This window comes from Guopingia tenuis (genome assembly GCF_014384805.1).
GTDB classification, from domain to species: domain Bacteria; phylum Bacillota; class Clostridia; order Christensenellales; family Christensenellaceae; genus Guopingia; species Guopingia tenuis.
Genome location: NZ_JACRSS010000001.1, coordinates 1,068,537 through 1,089,846, shown reverse-complemented (window position 1 = coordinate 1,089,846; position 21,310 = coordinate 1,068,537). Strand labels below are relative to the sequence as shown.

20 protein-coding genes are annotated in these 21,310 nt (G+C 50.5%); 10 read left to right on the top strand and 10 right to left on the bottom strand.

The window, feature by feature from the left end; genetic code table 11:
- Nucleotides 1-221 (bottom strand): helix-turn-helix domain-containing protein (locus H8693_RS05210; protein ID WP_249280081.1); only part of this gene is annotated, 221 nt, incomplete at its 3' end.
- Between the two features lie 338 nt (nt 222-559).
- Between H8693_RS05210 and tcmP the strand changes: the two genes are divergently transcribed.
- The 3 genes from tcmP to H8693_RS05195 all read left to right on the top strand — a co-directional run bounded on the left by tcmP (nt 560) and on the right by H8693_RS05195 (nt 3,935).
- Nucleotides 560-1,762, top strand: coding sequence for a three-Cys-motif partner protein TcmP (gene tcmP / locus H8693_RS05205; RefSeq protein ID WP_249280080.1), 1,203 nt, complete (start codon nt 560-562; stop codon nt 1,760-1,762).
- Nucleotides 1,759-2,532, top strand: a complete 774-nt coding sequence (locus H8693_RS05200; protein ID WP_249280079.1) for a radical SAM protein — start codon at nt 1,759-1,761, stop codon at nt 2,530-2,532. The genes tcmP and H8693_RS05200 overlap by 4 nt, the downstream gene beginning before the upstream one ends.
- Before the next feature lie 737 nt (nt 2,533-3,269).
- Nucleotides 3,270-3,935, top strand: a complete 666-nt coding sequence (locus H8693_RS05195; RefSeq protein WP_249280078.1) for a hypothetical protein — start codon at nt 3,270-3,272, stop codon at nt 3,933-3,935.
- Between the two features lie 270 nt (nt 3,936-4,205).
- Here H8693_RS05195 and H8693_RS05190 read toward each other — a convergent pair whose 3' ends face one another.
- Nucleotides 4,206-4,643 carry a PaaI family thioesterase gene (locus H8693_RS05190; RefSeq protein WP_249280077.1) on the bottom strand — a complete coding sequence of 146 codons (438 nt, stop codon included), beginning with the start codon at nt 4,641-4,643 and terminating at the stop codon, nt 4,206-4,208.
- 557 nt (nt 4,644-5,200) lie between these two features.
- On the opposite strand from H8693_RS05190, the gene H8693_RS05185 reads away from it, so the two are divergent.
- From H8693_RS05185 to tagD, 6 genes are all read left to right on the top strand, one after another.
- A complete protein-coding gene (locus tag H8693_RS05185) occupies nt 5,201-6,703 on the top strand; it encodes a serine hydrolase domain-containing protein (protein WP_249280076.1) in 1,503 nt (500 codons plus the stop codon).
- 42 nt (nt 6,704-6,745) lie between these two features.
- Nucleotides 6,746-7,651 (top strand): PfkB family carbohydrate kinase, encoded by a 906-nt coding sequence (locus H8693_RS05180; protein ID WP_178619160.1) that lies wholly within the window; start codon nt 6,746-6,748, stop codon nt 7,649-7,651.
- A 167-nt stretch (nt 7,652-7,818) separates the two neighbouring features.
- Nucleotides 7,819-8,958 carry a CDP-glycerol glycerophosphotransferase family protein gene (locus tag H8693_RS05175; RefSeq protein WP_330605704.1) on the top strand — a complete coding sequence of 380 codons (1,140 nt, stop codon included), beginning with the start codon at nt 7,819-7,821 and terminating at the stop codon, nt 8,956-8,958.
- Between the two features lie 2 nt (nt 8,959-8,960).
- Nucleotides 8,961-10,205 carry a CDP-glycerol glycerophosphotransferase family protein gene (locus H8693_RS05170; RefSeq protein WP_249280074.1) on the top strand — a complete coding sequence of 415 codons (1,245 nt, stop codon included), beginning with the start codon at nt 8,961-8,963 and terminating at the stop codon, nt 10,203-10,205.
- A 112-nt stretch (nt 10,206-10,317) separates the two neighbouring features.
- Complete coding sequence (locus tag H8693_RS05165) at nt 10,318-11,145, top strand: DUF6612 family protein (protein WP_249280073.1); 828 nt, start codon at nt 10,318-10,320, stop codon at nt 11,143-11,145.
- A gap of 117 nt (nt 11,146-11,262) precedes the next feature.
- The gene (gene tagD / locus H8693_RS05160; protein ID WP_178619148.1) at nt 11,263-11,670 is read left to right on the top strand and encodes a glycerol-3-phosphate cytidylyltransferase; all 408 of its coding nucleotides are present in this window, start codon (nt 11,263-11,265) and stop codon (nt 11,668-11,670) included.
- A gap of 54 nt (nt 11,671-11,724) precedes the next feature.
- On the opposite strand, the gene H8693_RS05155 is transcribed toward tagD, so the two are convergent.
- The 8 genes from H8693_RS05155 to H8693_RS05120 all read right to left on the bottom strand — a co-directional run bounded on the left by H8693_RS05155 (nt 11,725) and on the right by H8693_RS05120 (nt 19,543).
- Nucleotides 11,725-12,231, bottom strand: a complete 507-nt coding sequence (locus H8693_RS05155; RefSeq protein ID WP_178619145.1) for a flavodoxin domain-containing protein — start codon at nt 12,229-12,231, stop codon at nt 11,725-11,727.
- 733 nt (nt 12,232-12,964) lie between these two features.
- Nucleotides 12,965-14,275 (bottom strand): peptidase C69 family protein, encoded by a 1,311-nt coding sequence (locus H8693_RS05150; protein WP_249280072.1) that lies wholly within the window; start codon nt 14,273-14,275, stop codon nt 12,965-12,967.
- A 58-nt stretch (nt 14,276-14,333) separates the two neighbouring features.
- Nucleotides 14,334-15,251, bottom strand: coding sequence for a transketolase family protein (locus H8693_RS05145; RefSeq protein WP_249280071.1), 918 nt, complete (start codon nt 15,249-15,251; stop codon nt 14,334-14,336).
- A complete protein-coding gene (locus H8693_RS05140; RefSeq protein WP_407926336.1) occupies nt 15,248-16,084 on the bottom strand; it encodes a transketolase in 837 nt (278 codons plus the stop codon). The genes H8693_RS05145 and H8693_RS05140 overlap by 4 nt, the downstream gene beginning before the upstream one ends.
- 59 nt (nt 16,085-16,143) lie before the next feature.
- Nucleotides 16,144-16,947 carry a BtpA/SgcQ family protein gene (locus tag H8693_RS05135; protein WP_249280069.1) on the bottom strand — a complete coding sequence of 268 codons (804 nt, stop codon included), beginning with the start codon at nt 16,945-16,947 and terminating at the stop codon, nt 16,144-16,146.
- 39 nt (nt 16,948-16,986) lie between these two features.
- Nucleotides 16,987-18,090: a M42 family metallopeptidase gene (locus tag H8693_RS05130; protein ID WP_249280068.1), complete on the bottom strand. Its 1,104-nt coding sequence runs from the start codon at nt 18,088-18,090 to the stop codon at nt 16,987-16,989.
- A gap of 32 nt (nt 18,091-18,122) precedes the next feature.
- Entirely contained in the window at nt 18,123-18,764 is a 642-nt protein-coding gene (locus tag H8693_RS05125) for a ribulose-phosphate 3-epimerase (RefSeq protein WP_249280067.1), read from the bottom strand.
- A 14-nt stretch (nt 18,765-18,778) separates the two neighbouring features.
- Complete coding sequence (locus tag H8693_RS05120; protein ID WP_178619130.1) at nt 18,779-19,543, bottom strand: DeoR/GlpR family DNA-binding transcription regulator; 765 nt, start codon at nt 19,541-19,543, stop codon at nt 18,779-18,781.
- A 253-nt stretch (nt 19,544-19,796) separates the two neighbouring features.
- Between H8693_RS05120 and H8693_RS05115 the strand changes: the two genes are divergently transcribed.
- On the top strand, nt 19,797-21,206 hold the full coding sequence (locus tag H8693_RS05115) for an aldehyde dehydrogenase (RefSeq protein WP_283243742.1): 1,410 nt from the start codon (nt 19,797-19,799) through the stop codon (nt 21,204-21,206).
- Nucleotides 21,207-21,310 lie beyond the last annotated feature (104 nt).

The window sequence follows — 21,310 nt, the reverse complement described above, 5'->3', positions numbered from 1 at the left end:
CCTTCTAAACGAGCAACCTTATTTTCAAGCAGATGAAAGTTGCGAATGTTAACAGGTTTTCGTTTGTTGTTTTCTTGCTCTTCTCGATATGTTTTTAGCCAACTATAAAAAGTACTTTTCGGGACGCCGGTACTAGCAATGATACTGGCCGCTGTATCGCCATCTGATATGTACCGCTCGATAATCTTTTGTCTTTCTTCGATGCTATATTTATAATTCATGCTATCAACTCCTTTGGCAATAAGGATAACATATGACTTGTATCTGTATGAAAATAGCCTTAAAGATATCATAATTCGGTGAGAAGCAAAAGAAGTCCTCATATCTCCTGCAAGGAGAAAACCCAATGGAATCGGGAAACTACTGGGTGGATATAGATTTTATACAATGGCAAATATATGGGTTTTATTTTACAGCAAAAAGGCATGAAATCAAACAATCGGACAGAAACAAGGAAAATGAAAAGGTCAGTATAGAGGGAAAGACAAAGCGTTGCGGAAGGAAGACGGTAGTGATAAAATATAGTAAACACTCTTTGATATAGGAAGAGGTGATAGGGGTGGCAAAGAAAAACGATGATTTCTTTTTAGAGAAAAAAGCTTGGTCAGTTGTAAAGGATGAACTTCTTGGTTGCTATTTCAAACCTTATGTCTCTAAGATTCTTCATACAAACAGGCCTTTGGTTTATGTTGACTGTTTTGCGGGAAAAGGCAAGTTTGAGGATGGCAACAATGGTTCCCCACTGATTGCATTGGAGATTATTGACCGGTGTTGTTCTAGCACAACCATGCAACGGACTCAGGTTGAAGCTACTTTTATTGACCTTAATTATGCAGACGATCTTCAGAAGAATCTTGCGGCATATCCGTGGGTCAAGATTGTATCTGGAAAATACGAAGATAATATAAAATCTATTTTACAGGATAAAGGGAATTGCAATGTATTCCTCTACATAGACCCTTACGGGATTAAAGCTCTACAGTGTTCTCTTTTTGATGATTTTGCTAAAGGCAAATTCAATTCTATTGAATTGCTTATCAACATGAACTCATTTGGTTTTATTCGAGAAGCTTGTCATGCTCTGGGAGCAGTCTTCGATGATAAAGCTCTATTTGCTGATCTAGTGGAGTATGATCCTACTAAGATGGATGCCTCGAAAAAATCTATGAATGAGCTTAACGAGATCGCTGGCGGAGACTATTGGAAACCGATTATAGAGGCATATAAAAAGAATGAGATCAATGGCTATGACGCTGAGGCTTTGTTTGCTGAAAAATATTGCGCACGGCTTAGAAGGAGTTACACTTATGTCTTAAATATGCCTTTACGGATCAAAAGAGGCCAACGGCCTAAATATAGACTGATTCATGCGACAAACCATCGCGATGGTTGCCTGCTCATGGTAGACAATATCTGCAACAGATGGGAGGCACTACAAGAAATCCAGTCAGGTGGGCAAATGCTTCTGTGGGAAGAAAATGTCGACAATCAGGCTGTGGCTGAGGATGCCATTGAAGAAAAAACAATTAAACATTTTTCTCAGTACAACAAATTAACATCGCTGCATGATGCCTTAGCCATGTTCTTTATGGAGTATGGGCCAATCTGCTCTACTGGAACCGTTAGGAAAATTCTCAAGAAACTAGAGGAAAATGGCCGGTTGTCAGTAGAGCGGAAACCGACACTGACAGGGCGCGGTAAAAAGGCCACCTTCATGATAGAAGGAAAAGGGAAAATGGTTTCTGTGCGGTGGTTAAAATGAGGAAGATTAAGAAATTTATTCGACGGAAGACTTTAATTTATAAAACCGAGGTTGAATACGGTGACTATACGATGAACCATGTTCTTGGCTGTTCCCACGGATGTTTATATCCCTGCTATGCATATTTACAAAAGAAACGCTTTGGGGACATAAAATCGTATGAAGACTGGTGTGAACCGGCGCTTGTAGAAAACACCCTGGATCTGTTGGACGCAGAACTTCCAAGATATAAAGACAAGATACAAATGCTACATCTCTGTTTCACGACCGATCCATTTATGTACCAATATGGCGAAATACACGATATGAGTCTCGCAGCCATCAAGAAGATAAACGCTGCTGGAGTTAAATGCTCTGTGTTAACGAAAGGGGTGCTCCCTATTGAATTAGCGCAGATGCCAAAGGACAATGAGTACGGCATCACTTTGATATCTCTAAACGAAGCATTTAGAAAACGAATGGAGCCAGGTTCCGCGCCGTGGAAAAAACGACTGGCTGCATTAAAAGCGCTCCATGATGCAGGGTGTAAAACATGGGTCAGTATTGAGCCTTATCCAACTCCCAATATAGTGAAACAGGACTTGACGCAATTGCTTGAGGAAGTCTGCTTTACAGATCGGATTATATTTGGGCGGATGAATTATAGCAAGGATGTCACTACCTATCCTAACAATAAAAGTTTTTTTAATGAATGCGCTGGACAAGTGATAAAATACTGTGAAACGCATGGAATTAGTTACCATATAAAGAATGGTACAATCACAAGATAGCGAATTGTTAAAAAACGAGTAAAGAGCAATTCTTGCTTTTAAGTGATGGTAGCATCATTTTTGTCAACGCTTCCTAGCAGACAGTGTCAATATCCTTATATTGCAATTCACTTCGGTGGGCTGCGATTTTTTGCCTGAAGGGAAATATCCATTCCGGTAACATCTGCCACGTCGCCGCAAGCGATATACAGCTTGCGGCGTTTTTTTATTAAAAAATCGCTGGCGCACTCATGCCACTGCGCCTCCTTTCCTGAAAAAAGTCATGCTGTGCCTGCGCTGCCTTGGCTTGCCGATCGAAAGGGTATATCCATTTCGGAAGCCTTCGCCAGCGGCAAGTTGTCGCATCCGATATCGCAATTCACTTTGGTGGGCTGCAGTATATTTGTACCCGCCAGTAAATACCCATATCGCATGACTCTGTCAACATCGCAACGGACTTCGCGGCAGTCATCGCTTCTTTTCCCCACAAAGGCACGTTCCCTTCGGTCACTAACGCCTTTGCGGAGCCCTATTTTCCAAGCCTCAAGATTTGTATCTAAAAGGTCAATGTTAGGCAAACATTTAGGTTGAGTTCGAATTTTGTATTTTTATCTCTGCCATAAATTACTGACAGACCTGATTGGGGAATGTCGATATTTATTGTATAATGCGTATAAAAAGCAGTTCAAAAATATGGTATCAAACGGATGCTCTATAGAAAGCGAAAAATTTATAATAAGTGAAGATGAGGGATAGTCATGAATAATAAAAAACCAACATCATTGGAAATTCATAAATTTGAAGAAGAACGTGCCAGAAGAATCTTAGCTTATTGCTTTCCTTCAAAATATAGGGAAGCAGAACTGTCTGAATCTCCGGATATTATCGTACCGAAGCTCTCCATAGGAGTCGAAGTAACAAAAAGTATGTTACCACATGTTATGCAAAATTTAGAAAGGGCAAGTTCTATAACAGGAAAGCGTAAGGAAGATTTATCAGAAGTCAATAAGAAGAATATTCAAAAAGGTTTAGTACAGGCACGCGAAATTCAAGACGGAAGATATCTGGCATCTTTTACAGAATGGGGGGCTACTCACTCCATAGAAAATATTTATAGTAGAAAAACTGAAAAACTAAACGCCCCACACTTTCAAAAGTTTGATACAAACAATTTATTTATTTGTGCTTGGTTAATTGATCAAGATGAATTGGAAGGAGGAATCGAATATATTTTGAGTAATCCATATCAGTATACAGGATTATTATGCAATGACATTGTCTATATTATTACTGAACAAAAGCTGTTTTATATACAGGATGATTCAATTCATTCCATTGATATTTCCAGTGAAACGTTAAATAAAATCGGACATGAGTCTTTTTTTGAGATAATGGGCATGACGCGAGAAGAATATTACTACTAGTATATAACCTTTGCAAGTAATGAATATTGGATTGGCATTTGGTTCTACATTATAGATTACAAGATAAACAATCACATATATCCATTCCGGCAGCTTTTGCCGCGTCACGCCGTTGATGAAGAATAAATATCCCCCGGCCAAACCGGAGGATATTTATTGACATTACTGCTGATTCTATTCCCCAGCTGCCAGCCGGCGGCACGGGCATAAGGGCGCAAAAGAGGGCGCAGATTCCCAAAAGGAAAGCAAAAAAAACCAAAAAAGTCCGCTTTATGTCGTGCTTTTCAGATATCCCTCCAGGGAGCCCGTGATATACATGGTAAACGTACCAGTGCAGAGAAGGGAACCGCTCTCGTCTTCCACGCTGACTTCCATAACGCCGATGCGGCTGCCGCTGTGCAGCTCCCGGGCAACGGCGCGAACCCTGCCGGAAAGGGCGGGTTTAATAAAGCTCAGCGTCGAATTCAGCGTCACGCAGGTGTGGCCATGGGCGATCATGGCCGTTCCGGCTGCCACGTCCGCCAGAGTAAACAGAGCGCCGCCATGGGCCGACCCCATAAAATTCGTGTGTTTATTCCTGACCTCCATTTCCACCACGGCATGGCCGGCTTCCAGATGCGTCAGCTGCATCCCGTTATTTTTGGAAAACTCGTCATGTTCGTTTAAAAAATCCATGAGCTTTTGCAGATTTACTTTTTGAACTTCCATAATTTGATCCTCACAGCTTTCTTTGATTCTTTTTCTTTTATTATAAATGACCCGAAACAAAAAGTACATGCAGCCTTGGCAAAATTTTAGAGAGCGGCTAGGCAGGAAAGGGCGGGCGTGATATAATAAATATTAATACAGAACAAAAGAAATTTTGCTCCCCGCCAGGCGGCGGGGTTATCCCATACGGCGCTCGAAGAGGGAAAAAGCGCGGGATCCGGAGAAAGGAACGCCGGATAGGGGCGACCCGCCGGACGACGAAGAAAAGGAAAGTCAATATGCCGCGGAAGAAATGTGAATTCCCAGCGCCTTTCTTGAAAACATTTTTTCAGGAAAACGAGCTTTGGCGAGCAGGATTGCGGACGAAGCAGACAGACATGCGGCGCCTTTGCCGGGTCTGGATGGAATTTGATGAACCTGGCTTGGAAAATCCCGATGGCCGGATAGCGAAAATATTCAGGGAATGCCCTTCAAAGGCCGCGAGATTTGCGGGCCCATGCAAGATCGGCCTGATTTGAAATCGATATAGAAAAAAAGAAGAAGCGAGGGGAAAGAGAATGAAGGATTCGTTTCCGAGAGTCCGCCCGTATGAGGTGGGGATAGACGCCGGGGCGCTTTGCCGCGCTCTGGAAAAAATCGATGTTCCCGAAAACGGGACGCATGCTTTTATGGTGCTGCGCCATGGAAAGGTTGCGGCGGAGGCGTATTGGGCGCCGTATGCGGCGGAGAAAAAGCACTGCCTGTTTTCCGTGAGCAAGAGCTTTACCTGCATGGCCGTGGGGTTTGCGGTGCAGGAGGGGCTGCTCAGCGTGGATGACAAGGTGATTTCCTTTTTCCCGGAACACTTTGTCGCGCTGCCCTGCGAAAACATGCAGAAGATCACCGTGAAGCACTGCCTCACCATGACGCCCGGATTTTCCGGGGATCCGCATAATTTCCCCTATCTGCGCAGGGACGATGTCATTAACGACTTCCCCTATTCCTACCATGGATTTACATACCGGGAGGAGCGGTTGGACTGGATCGATAACTTTCTGCATACCTATGTGCCCTATGAGCCGGGCAGCGAGTTCATCTACTGCACCCAGGGAACCTATCTTCTCGCGGCTATCGTCCAGAAGGTGACAGGGCAGACTGTGTTCGATTATCTGAAGCCCCGGCTGTTTGAGCCCCTGGGCATAGAAAATGCCACCTGGCAGACCGGGCCGCAAGGTGTGACCGTCGCCGGATGGGGGCTGGATATCTGCCTGGAAGATTTGGCAAAGTTTGCGCAGTTCCTGCTGCAAAAGGGGAAATGGAAGGGAAAGCAGCTATTGGATGCGGCCTGGATCGAGGATGCGACATCCTGCCAGATTCATATCAACAATCCGGATGCCTCATGGAACGAGGAGTTTGGCTATCAAATCTGGCTTTGTGAGCATCCGGGAGCTTATCGGGGCGACGGCGCCTTTGGGCAGAAGTATGTGGTGATCCCGGATAAGGATGCGGTCGTCGTGTTCTTCTCGGGAAGCCGGAATACCGACGCCGTGATGGACGCCATCTGGGAAGAGATTGTTCCGGCTATGGGAGAGGAGGCCGCTGCGGACCCGGAGGCAGAGGCCGCCCTGGAAAAGAAAATCGCGGGACTGCGGATCCAGCCGCCGGCGGGGGCCGAAAGCTCGCCTGTCGCGGCAAGGGTTTCCGGCCGGCGCTATGAGCTTTCCCCCAATTATACGGGTTTCACCAGCCTGCGGATGGATTTTGAAAACAGCCGGGTTACGCTGGGCTTTGGGGGAGAGGAATTCACCCTGGGCATTGGATATGACGGATGGGTGCAGGGAAAGACCTGTGTGAAAACCGAGGACACCGATACGGACGTGACCATCGTCTACGAATCCGTATCCTGCGCGGGCGCCTGGGTGGCGGAGGATACCTATCGCCTGGTGCTGTGCTTTGACGAAACATCCTATATCAACACAATGGATATCACTTTCCGGGAGCATGGCGTGGAGATTCATCACACAAGAAACGTATCCTTTATGCAGAGCACGACGCTGCGCATATTGGGATTTGAATTTTAATCGCAGACGTGCAGGCGGCTGCGGGCAAAGGAGTTTAGCATCATGATCAGAGTCATTGGAATCGGCGACAACGTTGTGGACAAATATGTACACCAGAGCACCTACTATCCCGGAGGCTGTTCGGTCAATTTTTCGGTATTTGCCCGCAAGCTGGGGTATGAATCGGCCTTTCTCGGCCTGTTGGGGCGGGATGAACAGGCCGCCGTCATCAAAGCGGGACTGAAAAAATACGGCGTGGATTACAGCCAGTGCGTCTATACCGATGGGGAAACCGGCATTTGCAGCACCCAGTTTATCGATAACGACCGGGTCATCATTGACGACAACGACTTGGGCGCCGTCAAGGCCACGCCGTTGCAGTTGACCGAGCAGCATCTGGAATACATCAAGACCTTTGATGTGGCGCATTCCAGCTGCTTTGGGTTTATGGAGGACCAGTTTTATAAGATCAAGGCCCTGGGCGTGCCGCTGGTATATGATTTTTCGGATTTCTGGACTATCGAGCAGCTGGATGCGATCTGCCCGAATATCTCGGTCGCCTTCCTCTCCGGCGGAGACCGCAGCGAAGAGGAGCTCAGGGAGGTTCTGCGCCATGCCTATTCCCATGGGTTGGAGCTGGCCATTACGACCATCGGCATGCGGGGAGCCATCGTCTATGACGGAGAAAATTTTTATACCAAAAAGCCCTTCCAGATCAACACGAAGGCTCTGGATACGATGGGCGCCGGGGATTCCTTCATGACCGGGTTCATCACCACCTATTTCAACGGCAAAAAGAACTATGACGCGCTGACCGCCGCCGATCCGGCGAAATTTGCCGACGGAACCGGACGGGAGGAATATATGCACGATCTCATCAATTGCGCCATGAGCACGGGCAATCTGGTGGCCATCACCACCTGCTTTACCCATGGTGCCTTTGGCAATGGGGTGAAATACGAGAAATAGGCGTCAAAAGGTACGGGCCGGCATTAAAACGGGAAGAAATTTCCATAAAACTCGATATATCAAAAAGCCCATATAACATATGGGCTTTTTCAGGTTAAATTCTTGTATAATCTAAGGAAATATGGTATGATGCAGAAAGGTGCGGGATTTCCCAATGCTATGCGCCCTTGGAGCGGGATTTGAAGGTATTTTGTGCGGCAATTGTCAAAGGAATATTGCGGGGCATTTATTTTTTTCTTAAGCTCTTTCCGACGCATCCAGGCAAGGTTACGTTTTTGAGCCGGCAATCGGATGAGCCCTCCCTGGATTTTCTTCTGCTGGAGGAGGAGATCCGGCGGCAGTGCCCCGACTGTGAAACCGTATTTTTATGCCGGCGGATGGGAGACGGAGCCCTGGCGCTGGTGCGGGATTTTTTTGTTATTGTGAAACAGATGAAGCATCTGGCCGAATCCCGGGTGTGTATTTTGGATTCCTATTCCATTCCTGTGAGCATATTGAAGCATAAAAAGGAATTATTTGTTTTGCAGATCTGGCACGCCATGGGGGCGATCAAAAAGTTTGGCTATCAGTCTCTGGGGCGGGAAGGAGGCCGGGATGCCCGGCTGGCCCGGGCCATGGAGATGCACAAGGGCTATGACGCCATCGTTTCGGGGTCGCAGGCCATGGTGCCCTTCTTTGCCGAGGCATTCGGCGCTCCGCGCAAGAAGTTTTTGCCCGTGGGGATGCCGCGGATCGACTATCTTTTGGAAAATGAGGAAAAGCTGCGCCATGTGGTGCGCTCCCAGCATCCCGAGTGGAAGGGGAAAACTGTGGTGCTCTATGCGCCCACCTTCCGGCGCAACCGGGAATATCAGACAGATGACCTTTTGCGGGCAATGGATTGGGACAAGTATGTTTTGATTGTGAAGGGGCATCCCCTAAAGGAGCTGGAAGTTTCGGACAGCCAGGCGGAAACCTGCGATTCCTATTCCGCCATGGAGCTGCTTCCGGCGGCGGATATCGTGATTACCGACTATTCCGCCATCTCCATCGAGGCGGCTGCGCTCTTGAAGCCCGTGTATTTTTATGTCTATGATTTGGAGGAATACGCCCGGGATACCGGGTTGAATATCGATCTCGAGGCCGAGATGCCGGGCTGTGTCTATCGGGATGCAGCGGCGCTGGCGGCGGGGATGGAAAGAGAATATCCCCGGGACAGTATCCGGCGGTTTCGGGATACCTATGTGGCCCAGGCGGCGCAGAAGCGCCTGGCGACCAAGGCCATTGCGGCCTGTGTCTTGCAGCGGATTAAGGAGGCCGGGCGGTAAATATGAGCCTGAAAGCAAAAGTAATTGCGGTTGCAAAAAAGAATCCATGGTTCCGGGAATTCTGCCGGGGAGCGGTTCATATCGCGGGTACGGCAGGATATTTCTTTTTGAAGATTTTTCATCCCGTGGATAAAAAGCTGGTGGTTTTTGCCTCCTTTCAGGGGCGCAGCTATGCCTGCAGCCCCCGGCGCATCTATGAGGTGCTCCGGGACGGCGAACAATATCGGGATTACCGCTTTATCTGGGCTTTTGATAAGCCGGAAAGGCATGCAGAGCTGGCCCGGGAGCCCCGGACGCAGGTGGTGCGCTATGGCTCTCTTAGCTATTACCGGGCCTATGCCCGGGCGGGTTACTGGGTATCCAATTCCCGACTGCCCGAACACATCTTTCCCAAAAAGAGCCAGGTCTATCTGCAAACCTGGCATGGAACCCCCTTGAAGCGCCTGGGATACGATATTGAGGCGGCGGGGGGCAACGCCATGAACAGCATTGCGGAGATCCGAAAAAAATATGACCAGGATTCCTGGCGCTATACCTATCTCCTTTCACCCTCCCGGTTCTGCTCAGAAAAGCTGACTTCGGCCTTTCATCTGAAAAAATTCGGCAAGGAAAACTGCATCGTGGAGAAGGGCTATCCCCGCAACGACTTCCTGTTCCGGTTCACGCCGGAGGATGTTGCCCGGATCCGGCGGGAGCTGGGACTGCCCGAGGGGAAAAAGGTAGTGCTCTATGCGCCCACCTTCCGGGATAACCGCCATACGGCGGGGCTGGGATATACCTATGACCTGGGGCTGGATTTTGACCGCCTGCGGGAGGAGCTGGGGGAAGAATGCGTGATTCTGTTCCGCGCACACTATCTGGTGGCCAATTCCTTTGATTTTTCCCGGTATGAAGGATTTGTTTTCGATGTTTCGGGCTATGACAATATCAACGACCTCTATGTGGTGAGCGATCTTCTGATGACGGATTATTCCAGCGTATTTTTCGACTATGCCAATCTGAAGCGCCCCATGGTTTTCTATATGTATGATCTGGCAGAATACCAGCATGAGATCCGGGATTTCTATCTGAATCTGGAGGAACTGCCCGGGGAAATCGTCACGGAGGAGAAAAGATTGGCGGGGGCCATCCGAGAGGCGCTTTCCGGTTCCTGCTATAATGAAAAATATCAGGCTTTTCACGACAAATTCAACTATCTGGATGGGCCGGACTGCGGAGAACGGGTGGCGGAATACTGCTTTAAATAAACAAAAAGAGCGCAAGGCTCTTTTTTTGTAGAAAAAAGTAGTAAAATCTCCGGGGATACGGTACAATGGAGATACATAGGGTATAAGTATTTTTCCAAAGGAGGACAATTTCATGAAGTGCTGGAAGAAAGTGACAGCGGCCCTTATGGCGGCGCTGGCGCTCGTGGGGATGACGGGCTGCGCCAAGCCGTCGCCCGGGCAGCTCATTACGGGCGCGCAGCAGCGTATGGCAAAGGTAAACAGCATGCGGATGTCCATGGATATCAAACTGGAGCTGGCGGAGGAACTGAGCGCCGTGGGCCTCAGCATGACCATGGATGCGGATATCATTCAAAAGCCTGAGGCAAAAACCAAAGCCAGCCTGCAGATAAATAGTTTCATGGACGCCACCGTCCTTGAGATGTATTCCTGGACGCAGGACGGAACGCAGTATGTTGGCATTTCCGCGGATGGGACCAACTGGCAAAAGACAAAAGCAGTGGGAAATCCTGGTGCATCTTCTGCCCAGGCGTTGGATCCCTCCCAAATGGGAGAGATGCTCAACGGATATCTGGATAGTCTAAAGAATTTTGTCATAGAAGGAGAAGAACAGATCGAAGGCAAAGACGCCTATAAGATTACGGGAAAAATTTCGGCAGAGGAGATAAAGAATATGATGTCTTCTGTCTCTCAGGGCATGGACATTCCTCTTTCGGGAGAAATTCCCCTCTCTATCTGGATCGGTAAAAAGGACGGCCTGCCCCTGCAATATTACATCGATCTGGCCAGCCTCATCAATCCCACGGCGCAGGAGGCCACGGGGGAGAGCGCCGAATTGGTGAAGGAATTTTCCATGACAATCACAATTCCCGAATATGGAATTGCAGATTTTGAGATTCCCGCCCAAGTGCAGAATGCAACCGAAACGGGAAGCGATGGAACGCAGCAGACGACACTATAAGAAAAGACGACCTGTAAAAACGCCCTGCGGGGCGTTTTTTTATGGAGAGGGATTCCCTTGTTTTTTATGGGAGATCATGCTACACTGAACAAAAGAAAACAGACCAAAGGAGAAAAAATGATTCGAGTTTTGACCTACGGAACGTTTGACATGCTGCATGAAGGGCATATTAACCTTCTGCGGCGGGCGAAGGCGCTGGGCGACTATTTAGTCGTTGCGGTATCCACGGATGAATTTAACGCCATTAAAGCGAAAAAGGCATATTTCCCCTATGAAGCGCGAAAGAAAATCGTGGAAGCCGTCCGGTATGTGGATCTGGTGATTCCTGAGGAGACCTGGGAACAAAAGATAGATGACATCAAAGAATATCATATTGATATTGTGGTCATGGGCGGCGATTGGGAAGGCAGCGATAAGTTTGAATACCTGCGGGAATATGCCCAGGTGGTCTATCTCCCGCGCACGGAAGGAATCTCCACTACCCAGATCAAGACAGATTTAAAAGACCCGGAAGAGAGGAAATAGCGGAAAAATAACTCCCCCGGCAAGTTAATGCCGGGGGATTGTTTTATAGAGAAATCAATGGGCGGGGGAGGATTCTGCTGCATCGGGATCATGGAGAACAGCCTGGGCCAGCCGGGCAATATTCTCCTCGAAAATATGGGGCGCAGGCCGGTCGCCCATGGCGCGGCGGCCCATTTTGGCGATCCATTTATCCATGCCCCGGAGCTGCTCCATATGGAGCTCTCCGCCAAAGGCCTCATGGGCGATGGAGAATTTCAGAAGATAGGAGGGAATATTGTTTTTGAACATTTCTTCCGCGTTGTCCGTAAAGCCGCTGCAAAGGAAAAAAGCCAGCCGCTTTTCCGAAAGGATGGCCGCGTTGGCCTCCATGAATTTGCGTACGGTTTTATGGAGCTGCCCCATGCGGATGCATCCCCCGATGATGATAGTGTCCGAATCCGTCAGATCTGGGGCGTCCTCTATGAGATCCACAACACGGCTGCCGGGAAGCTGCTCCTGCAGCAGGGCGGCGCATTTTTTCGTGGTTCCATTTTTTCCTGCAAAGACGATGAGTATCGACATGGAAAACCTCCTTACGCTTATTTTTCAGTATAGCAGAGAACGACGGCGGATTCAACTGCGAAGGTCGGAGGCAAGGTAAAGCTTTTGTAAAAAATGCGGCGCCGCCGGGAGAGACAAGACCGGGGGCCTTATCACACCAGAGAAATGTAGATTCCTCTCCCATGTCACTCCTACCATATAGATCGTTTATGATGCCGACGAGTAGGGCTCCCAATAGCGATACCGATGAGACTCAGCCACCAGCTTTGTTCGGCGATATCTGCCGATACCCCTATTTTTGAAGCCTACAGTCTTCAGAGTAGTTATTCTCCGATATCATCCGGTATGACTTATGCCATCCGATGTATAAAGAACTACCGTGCCGGGGATCAACATGCCGGCAAGGAACGTCAGCTTCATTCTTTTAGGTGAATAGGAGGTAGGGTAGTACCATTATTGGCATTATGGAACCAGGATGACGCTGCGATTGGGCAGACAGTGAAAATTACATGCCAGAACTGGGGAAAAGACTAGCGTATATTCGTATTATCCCGATATGGCAGGAAAGAACACGACTTACATTTTCGGATACAATAATAGCCATATCCATATATAAGAAATGTTAAAAAAGCGATTTATAATCAAATCTATATGCATAAAAATCAAACATGGTACTGTAATTTAGAAAGAAAAAACACCATAACCTTTATATGGGCTACGGTGTTTTCTAGTTAATAAAGCTCCATTACCGGTTTTAGTAGGCAATCGTACGGTTAGCCCCTAATGTATTATTAAGGCTATTCCATACTTTTTGGAGAGACTCGCCCCCCATAGGTTTCTCAGGCCTGGTTTCAGCCTTCTTAAGCCACCGGTCGAGAAACGCTGACGTCTGCCTTGCGATGGCATCACACACGGCCTGCCGTTGGTGGCGACTTGCTTGTTCCACCTCAGACGCCTGCTGGACAAACTGCTTCTCCAATACTTCTAATTCTGCACGATAGGAAAGAAGATCGATTTTTCCCTGTAGCGCAGCCCGATTTATTCTTTCGCGGCGCAACCAAGCATCCATAGCCGTCTCCTGTTGGTCATATGCGAACACCAATTCTTCCGCATAAGCGTCAAACCAGAAAGGCTGAAAAGGCGCTATGCATGGGGTAGACATACCTGTAGCCCAATACATGGTGTGAGAACCATTAAGAAAGGCGATGAGACTTGCCGTTGTCTGGCTATCCCCTATAAAAGAGGCATGCATACAGGGAGAACTGAAGTTTGCGCTGGTAAACGGAGAATGGCCATTGTGGGATCGCAAAGAGCGTTTTACGGTATTCAACCCGATGGCAGACGCAGAACGCAGTATCCGTTCTGTACAGCGCGCCCGGAGAGTTCCCCCCATATTTGCTGTATGCCTATGATCCATAAAGATATCGGCAAAATCGAAGGGATCCTCGCGGGAATACCATCCCTGTTCTATAGCATATTCCATGGCACCGGGATGTAGACATGTGGGTTTATGTACACTCATGACGTTAGAGATGGTTCGGATATCGGAGATCTTTTCCGCTGCCCAGAATTTTCCGGCGGTTTCCAACACCCACCCCTCAATCTGATCAGCGATTAGAAAAACGTTATGATAGAACATCTCTCCTGTAAAAGCACAATTTCCGCCTTGCCCATAGGTTTCCAAAAGATTGACGATCTGATCCATCGCCTCTGCCGCAGTCTTACCACGTTCCAGCCCCAGACGGAGCAGATCCATACCCAATAAGGCCGGTTCACCATAATCTAGGCGAGTCCAGACCGCCTCATTGCCGATGGTTACGCCAAACTCGTTGGTTCCGATTTCTCCACCCCAGATCCAGGAAGGTTTGCTCAGAATGACACTATATGTATGCGGAACCTGCTTCACATCGATATATGTACAGTGAACCCGGCTTTCTGCGGGATGATCCGTAGCGGGAATATGTAAGAGATATTGAGGCTCGTTCGGATCCCGGTCGCTGTTCTTCGCAAGAATATTCCTAGAAGAAGCCGTTTTATGCCAGGGAACAAATAAAGTATCACACATAGATGATCTCCTTGTATTGTACCAATCAATACGCTGGTTATTTTGATGTCAGACCGTATTATAACTGTTCCGCCGTCTTTACAATGTGATCCACAGTAAGTCCATAGAGCTCAAACAGATCCGAGGATTTGCCCGTCCGGCCATATTTATCCTCAATGCCTACCCGGAGGACTTTTGTGGGAGCCGCTTCTGCGCAGACCTCGCAGACTGCGCCGCCCAAGCCGCCATAGATGTTGTGATCTTCCACTGTGACAATGCCTTTGGTTTCCTTAGCTGCGCGGATGATGGCGTCCTTATCGATGGGCTTTATGCTATACATATCGATGACACGGGCGCTCACACCTTTGCCCTTCAGGATCTCCGCCGCCTGCATGGCGCGTTCCACCATGCGGCCGCAGGCGATGATGGCGATATCGTTGCCGCTCACGACCTCTTTGCTGCCGCCCAGGACAAATTTTTCGTCGTTGCTATAGAACTCCGGAACCGCATCCCGGCCGACGCGGATATATACCGGACCTTCGGTTTCCACGGCGATATCCGTCAGGGCCTTGGCCATGTTGGGGGTAGAGGGAACGACCAGATGCATATTGGGCAGAGCCCGCATGATGGCAATATCCTCAATGGCCTGGTGCGTGCCGCCGTCCTGGCCGGGCTCCAGGCCCGCGTGAGAACCGATGATCTTCACGTTAAAATTGTTATAGCAGATGGCGTTGCGCACCTGGTCGAGGGCGCGCATGCTGGCGAACACGGCGAAGCTGGCAATGAAGGGAATCATGCCGCAGGAGGCCATGCCGGCCGCGACACCCGTCATATCCTGTTCGGCGATGCCGCAGTCGAAATACCGCTCTGGGAACGCGTCCATAAAGGGCTGGAAATTGACGGAAACGGCGATATCCGAGCCGACGATAGCGATGCGCTTATCTTTTTTTGCGAGTTCAACAATCTCGTTTCCTACTGCCACTCTGTTCGCAATCATTCCTTTTCTCCTCCTAATTCTTTCATAGCCTGGGCATACTGCTCGTCGCTGGGAGCCTTGCCATGCCATGCGGCCGTCCCTTCCATGAAGGAAACGCCCTTGCCCTTGATGGTTTCCGCAACGATCATCGTGGGAGCGCCGACGGGATTATCGTCCACACTGTCCAGCGCGTCTACGATCTGCTGCATGTCGTGGCCGTCGATATGGATGACCCTCCATCCGAAGGACTCGTATTTTTTGCAGATGTCGCCAAGAGGCATGATCTCCTCATTGGTGCCGCACATCTGGATTTTGTTGTTGTCGAGAATGCAGATCAGGTTGCCCAACTGGTATTTGGCGCCTGTCATCAGGGCTTCCCAAACCTGGCCCTCCTGGGTCTCGCCGTCGCCCATGACGCAATAGGTCTTGTAGCTCTTGCCCTGCACCCGCGCTGCCAGCGCCATGCCGACCGCCACAGACAGGCCCTGCCCCAGAGGGCCGGAGGACATATCCACGCCCGGCATGCAGGTGGAAGGCGTGCTGGGATACTGGCTCTTCACGCTGCGGAAGTTTTTCAGGCAGTCGTCATCCACAAAGCCGCGCATGACAAGCGCCGGGAACAGCGCCGGGCAGGCATGGCCCTTGGAGAGGACAAAGCGGTCCCGGTCTTCCCACTTGGGGTTTTTGGGGTCCACGTTGAGCTTATAGAAGTAAAGCGCCGCCATGATATCCGCGCAGGAAAGGCTGCCGCCCGGATGGCCGGACTGGGCCTTATAGACCATGGTCACGATGTCCTTGCGGATATCGTTGGCGATTCCTTTCAGTTCTTCAATGCTTTTTTTCAAAATTGTCACCTCATTTTATGAAGAGGGGCGCCAAACGGCGCCCCTGGAGAGAGCGCAAGGCTCTTTTGTTATCTCATTTTGCGGACTTCATCCATGAATTCCTTCACGCGCTTTTCATCCACCAGGTTTTCAAATTTGCCGTCTACCTTGAAGGTCGTGGCGACAACTGCGCCGTCGGCTACGGAGAGCTGGCGCTGGATGTTGTCTTTGCGGGTTCCGGTGTTGCAGAACACAACCGTATCCGGAACCGTGTTCTTCACCTGGGTGAGAACCTGGGTGTCGGTCTCGGCGCCGGCGGTCAGGCCGGAAACGCAGAGGGCGTCGGGCTTGTTGTTGAATACCGTCGTCTTGGCGATCTGGCAGATATCCCGGTCGGCCAGATATTTGGCGGCTTCGGGAACGATGTTATAGAGCATTTTCACGTTCTGGGCGCCGATGGCAGCGCGATGGCGGGCTGTTTCGCCGGGGTTGGTGTTCCAGAGGCCAAAGTCGGAGGCATAGACGCCGGAGATGATCTCACGGATGAATTTGCCGTCCACGGCAACCGCCAGATCCAGGGAGGCAATCGGATCCCACAGGCAGTTTACGCCATAGGGAATGGTGATTTCGCTCTTTAATTCGCCGATGACGCGGGCCATGGCCGCGACTGTCTCCGGGCGAACCTTGGTGAGATAGGGAAGGCTGAACTCATTGGAGAACATCACGCCGTCTACGCCGCCGTTCTGCAGTGCCAGCAGGTCGTGCCGCGCGCACTCCACAACCTTCTCCATGCCGCCCTCCTGATCATAGTACGGGTCTCCCGGCATGGGCTGCAGGTGGCACATAGCGATGATAGGTTTCTTTACTCCAAACAATTCTTCCGTCCAAAACATGATTTTTTCTCCTCTCAATTTTAAAAAAGTATATGTTGATTAGTTATAGCGGTTTAAATTGAAATCCGCCTTGATGTTCAAAACCGTTGCGGCCACCAGCTTGCCCAGGCCTTCCACATCCTTGACGCAGCAGACCTCCACGGGCGTGTGGGTATAGCGGCAGGGGAAGCCCATATCCAGGCTGGCAATGCCCTGGTTTTCCATCTGCACATAGGCCAGGTCGGTCAGCATTCCCAGAGATGCGAACCGCTGGAAAGCCATCCCTTCATCCTTGGCGGTCTGAATCGCCAGTTTGGAAAGACCTTCATGGGCGATGGTGCCGTTCAGCGTGCCGCGGCCATGGAAGTTATAGAAGTTGACCGTCGGGCCCTCGCCCAGGCGCGTCTCATATTTCCCCGCCAGATCCGCCGTGTCGCCGGACATGACGACGTCCAGGCAAAGGGCGATGTCCGCCTTGACCTTGCGGGCCGCAAAGACGGCGCCGCGGATGTTGAATTCCTCCCAGACCGTGCCCACGAAATAGGTGGTGCAGACGGGCTTTTTGCCGCTTTCCTTGATGGCTGCCGCCGCCGTAACCAAAGCGGCTACGCCGCCGCGGTTATCCATGGCGGTTCCGCAGACCATGCCGTTTTTCTCGCTCAAAACCGTAAAGGAAGGCTCATAGATGACCGGGCAGCCGATCTCGATGCCCATTTCGTGAACTTCTTCTGCCGAGGAAGCGCCCACATCGATGAACAGGGAGGTGACCACGTCTACCTTATATTTCTCATCTGCCGAAGCCGTGTGATGGGACTTGTTTCCGAAAACACCCGAGACAAACCTGCCCTCGGTGGTGCGGATTTTCAGCTTCAGGCCGGGAAGAACCTTTTCCGGGATACCGCCCAGGCGGTCCACCTGGATGAAGCCGGTGGGTTCGATGCGGCGGACGATGAAGCCCAGGGTATCCAGATGGGCGAATACCATGACCTTGGGAGCCTCCGGATCCGTTCCCTCCACCTTGGCGATCACATTACCCATGCGGTCGTATTCGATGGAATCGACATAGGGCTTGATTTCATTTTCATACACATGCGCGCATTCCTTTTCATAGCCGGAAGGCGCCGGAGCCAAACAAAGCTTTTCCAGAGTTTTTGCAACATCCATTTTTGTTTACCCGCTTTCCTATAATATAATAGTTATTGTTGGATCAGGGCCTGAAGCTCTGATAACGTCTCAAAGGGTTGGTTTGCGCCGAAGGCCAGCCGCCCGAGGACTGCCGCCGCCGCGCCCGCCCGGGCCAGCCTCTGCAATGCGGCCTCGTTTAAGCCGCCGTCGGCAAAGATCTCGATTTCCCTTCCGCGCTCCTCTGCCAGGCGGACCGCCCGGTCAAGGGCCGGGGGATAGAGCTGGTCGCCCTGGCTGTCCGGCTCGGCCGTCATGAGAAGGGCGAAATCCATAGCCGGATAGAAGGGATCGAGATGGGAAACCGGCGTCGCCATATTGAGGGCCAATCCCGCCTTCATGCCCAGCTGCCGCGCCCGGTTCAAAAACTGCATGGGATAGGGCAGGGCTTCGATATGGGCGCAGATTTTTTGCACTCCCAGATCCGCCATGGGCTCCAGATAATCCATGGGGTTGGTCACCAGCAGATGCACATCCAGGATCTTTCCCTCAGCTGCCGATGCAATGGCCTTCACGGTTTTCATGCCGAAGGTGATGTTGGGCAGGAAGTTGCCGTCCTCGATATCGATATGGAGAAAAGGCCAGCTTTTCAGCCGCCGGATTTCCTCGCCCAATTCGATTTGGCTGGCAGATGCGATGGAAGGAAGCAGATCCATAGAAAACCTCCGTGTCATACCCGCAGCAGGTTGATGTCGGCCGCCAGGTATTCGTCATATAGGGAATCGGCAAGCTCCTTGCCGGTGATGATCTGGTCAATGTCCTCCGCCCGGCAGAAGCTCATGAAAGCGGTAGTGTTGAATTTGGTGTGGTCGGCCAGCAAAAGGCATTCTGCCGAAGCCGCCATAACCTGCTGCTTGAGGGCGATTTCATCCGAATTCAACAGCATGCACCCGCCCTTGATGCTCAGGGCATCGGAGCCGAAGAAAGCTGTATCAATCTGAACGCCTTTTAAATTAGAGAGGGCGAACAGGCCGACGAGGGTGAAATATCCCTTGCGGATCATGCCGCCGATGACATGGGCCTCCACGCCCGGCAGAACCGCCAGCTCCGCGCCGATCATGAGGTCGTTGGTGAGAACCTTGAGGTTCATGTCCGGCCGCAGGTATTTGGCCATTTCATAGACCGTCGTGCTGGAATCCATCCAGATTGTGGAATTGGGATGGATATTTTCCGCGGCTTCCCGGGCAATGCGCTTTTTTTCCTCCACATTGGAGCTGCGCTTCACATGATAAGGCAATTCAACACGCCGGTCATAGGGGGCTTTGGAGATTCCTCCCCGGACGAATTGCAGCTTGCCTTCCTTCTGCAGTGTTTTAATATCCCGGTATACCGTCGCCTTGGAGGCGTCCAGCAGCTTTTCCAGTTCGGGAATGCTGACGACTTCGCGTTCCTCTAAAATTACCTGAATTTTCTGAAGGCGTTCAATTGGCAGCATTTTCTTCCCTCCCTTGTTGAGAATATTATAGCATATTGAATCAAAATTTGCAACACTTTCTCAAAAATTTTTATATTTTTCTTGAATTTGAGAAAATATGATGCAAAAATAATGAATTTCACATTCCGCATTCCGCCGAAAATCCCATGAATACTGGGAAAAACTGAATTTTGAGAAAGTATGAAGAAAATTGAAATGAAAAAATAGAACAGAATTGGGGCAAAGGCAGAGGGAGGGGAGGAAATGACCCGGGATGAGAGAATATATAAAGGAAAGAAAACGGCAAGGCGGGAGAGAGAATATGAAAGAAACGATAGAGAAGCAGCGGGAGTTTTTTGCCTCCGGGAAAACGCTGGACCTGAAATTCCGGCTGGAGCAGCTGGAGAACTTTCGGCAAGGCGTCCTGCGATGGGAGGGGGAGATTCTGCGCGCTCTGGAAACAGATCTGGGCAAGCCCGCCTTTGAGGCATATGAAACTGAGGTGGGACTGGTACTCGAGGAAATTTCCTTTGCCAAGAAGCATCTGCGGGGATGGGCGCGGCCGAACCGGGTGCGGACGCCGCTCCTGCATTTCCCATCAAAAAGCAAAATCGTCAAGGAGCCGCTGGGTGTGGTTCTCATTATGTCGCCCTGGAACTATCCCTTCCAGCTCACTATGGCGCCGCTGGCGGCGGTTCTGGCGGCGGGCAACTGCGCGGTTCTCAAGCCCTCCCGCTATGCGGCGGCTACGGCGGAAGTGATGGAAAAACTCGTCCGGGATTGTTTTTCGCCCGAATATGTCTGCCTGTTTCAAGGCGGGCGGGATGTCAATGCGGCTTTGCTCCGGGAGCGGTTTGACCATATCTTTTTCACGGGCAGTGTGGGTGTGGGAAAAAGTGTCATGCGGGCGGCCGCCGAGCATTTGACCCCCGTCACGCTGGAGCTGGGCGGCAAGAGCCCGGTGCTCGTGGATCAAACCGCCGATATAGACCTGGCGGCCCGGCGCATCGTCTGGGGCAAGTGTCTGAACGCCGGGCAGACCTGCGTGGCGCCGGATTATGTGCTGGTGCAGGAGGAGGCCCGGGAGGAGCTGCTGCGGGCCATGGAAAAATATATCCGGATGTTTTATGGAGCAGAGCCCCTGAAAAACCCCGAATATCCCAAAATTATCAATACAAAGCATTTCGCCCGCCTGTCCTCTCTGCTCCCGGAAGGAAAAATCCGTTGCGGCGGCGGAACCGATCCGGAAAACCGGAAGATCGAACCCACCCTTTTGGAGGGTGTTTCGGCGGAAGACCCGGTGATGCAGGAGGAAATCTTCGGCCCGATCCTCCCGGTACTGTCCTTTCGGGAATGGGATGAGGCACTGGCGTTTGTGAAAAGCCGGGAAAAACCCTTGGCCCTGTATCTGTTTACGACAGACCGGGCGGCAAAGCGGCGGGTTCTTGGGGAGGTTTCCTTCGGCGGCGGCTGTATCAACGACACGGTGGTTCACCTGACGAACCCCCATATGCACTTTGGCGGCGTGGGGCAAAGCGGGATGGGGGCCTATCATGGCAAAAAGGGATTTTATACCTTTTCCCATGAAAAGTGTATTTTGGAAAAGTCCAACGCTCTGGATATCCGTTTTCGGTATCCGCCCTATGGCGGCAGGCTTTCCCTGCTGAAAAAGCTGATGAAATAAGGGGCGGTGCAGGAAAAGAATGCCATAGATGCGCTTATAATATATAATGTAGGAAATATAAAAAACGGATGCCGGAGCATCCGTTTTTTTGTCTGTTTTTTTGA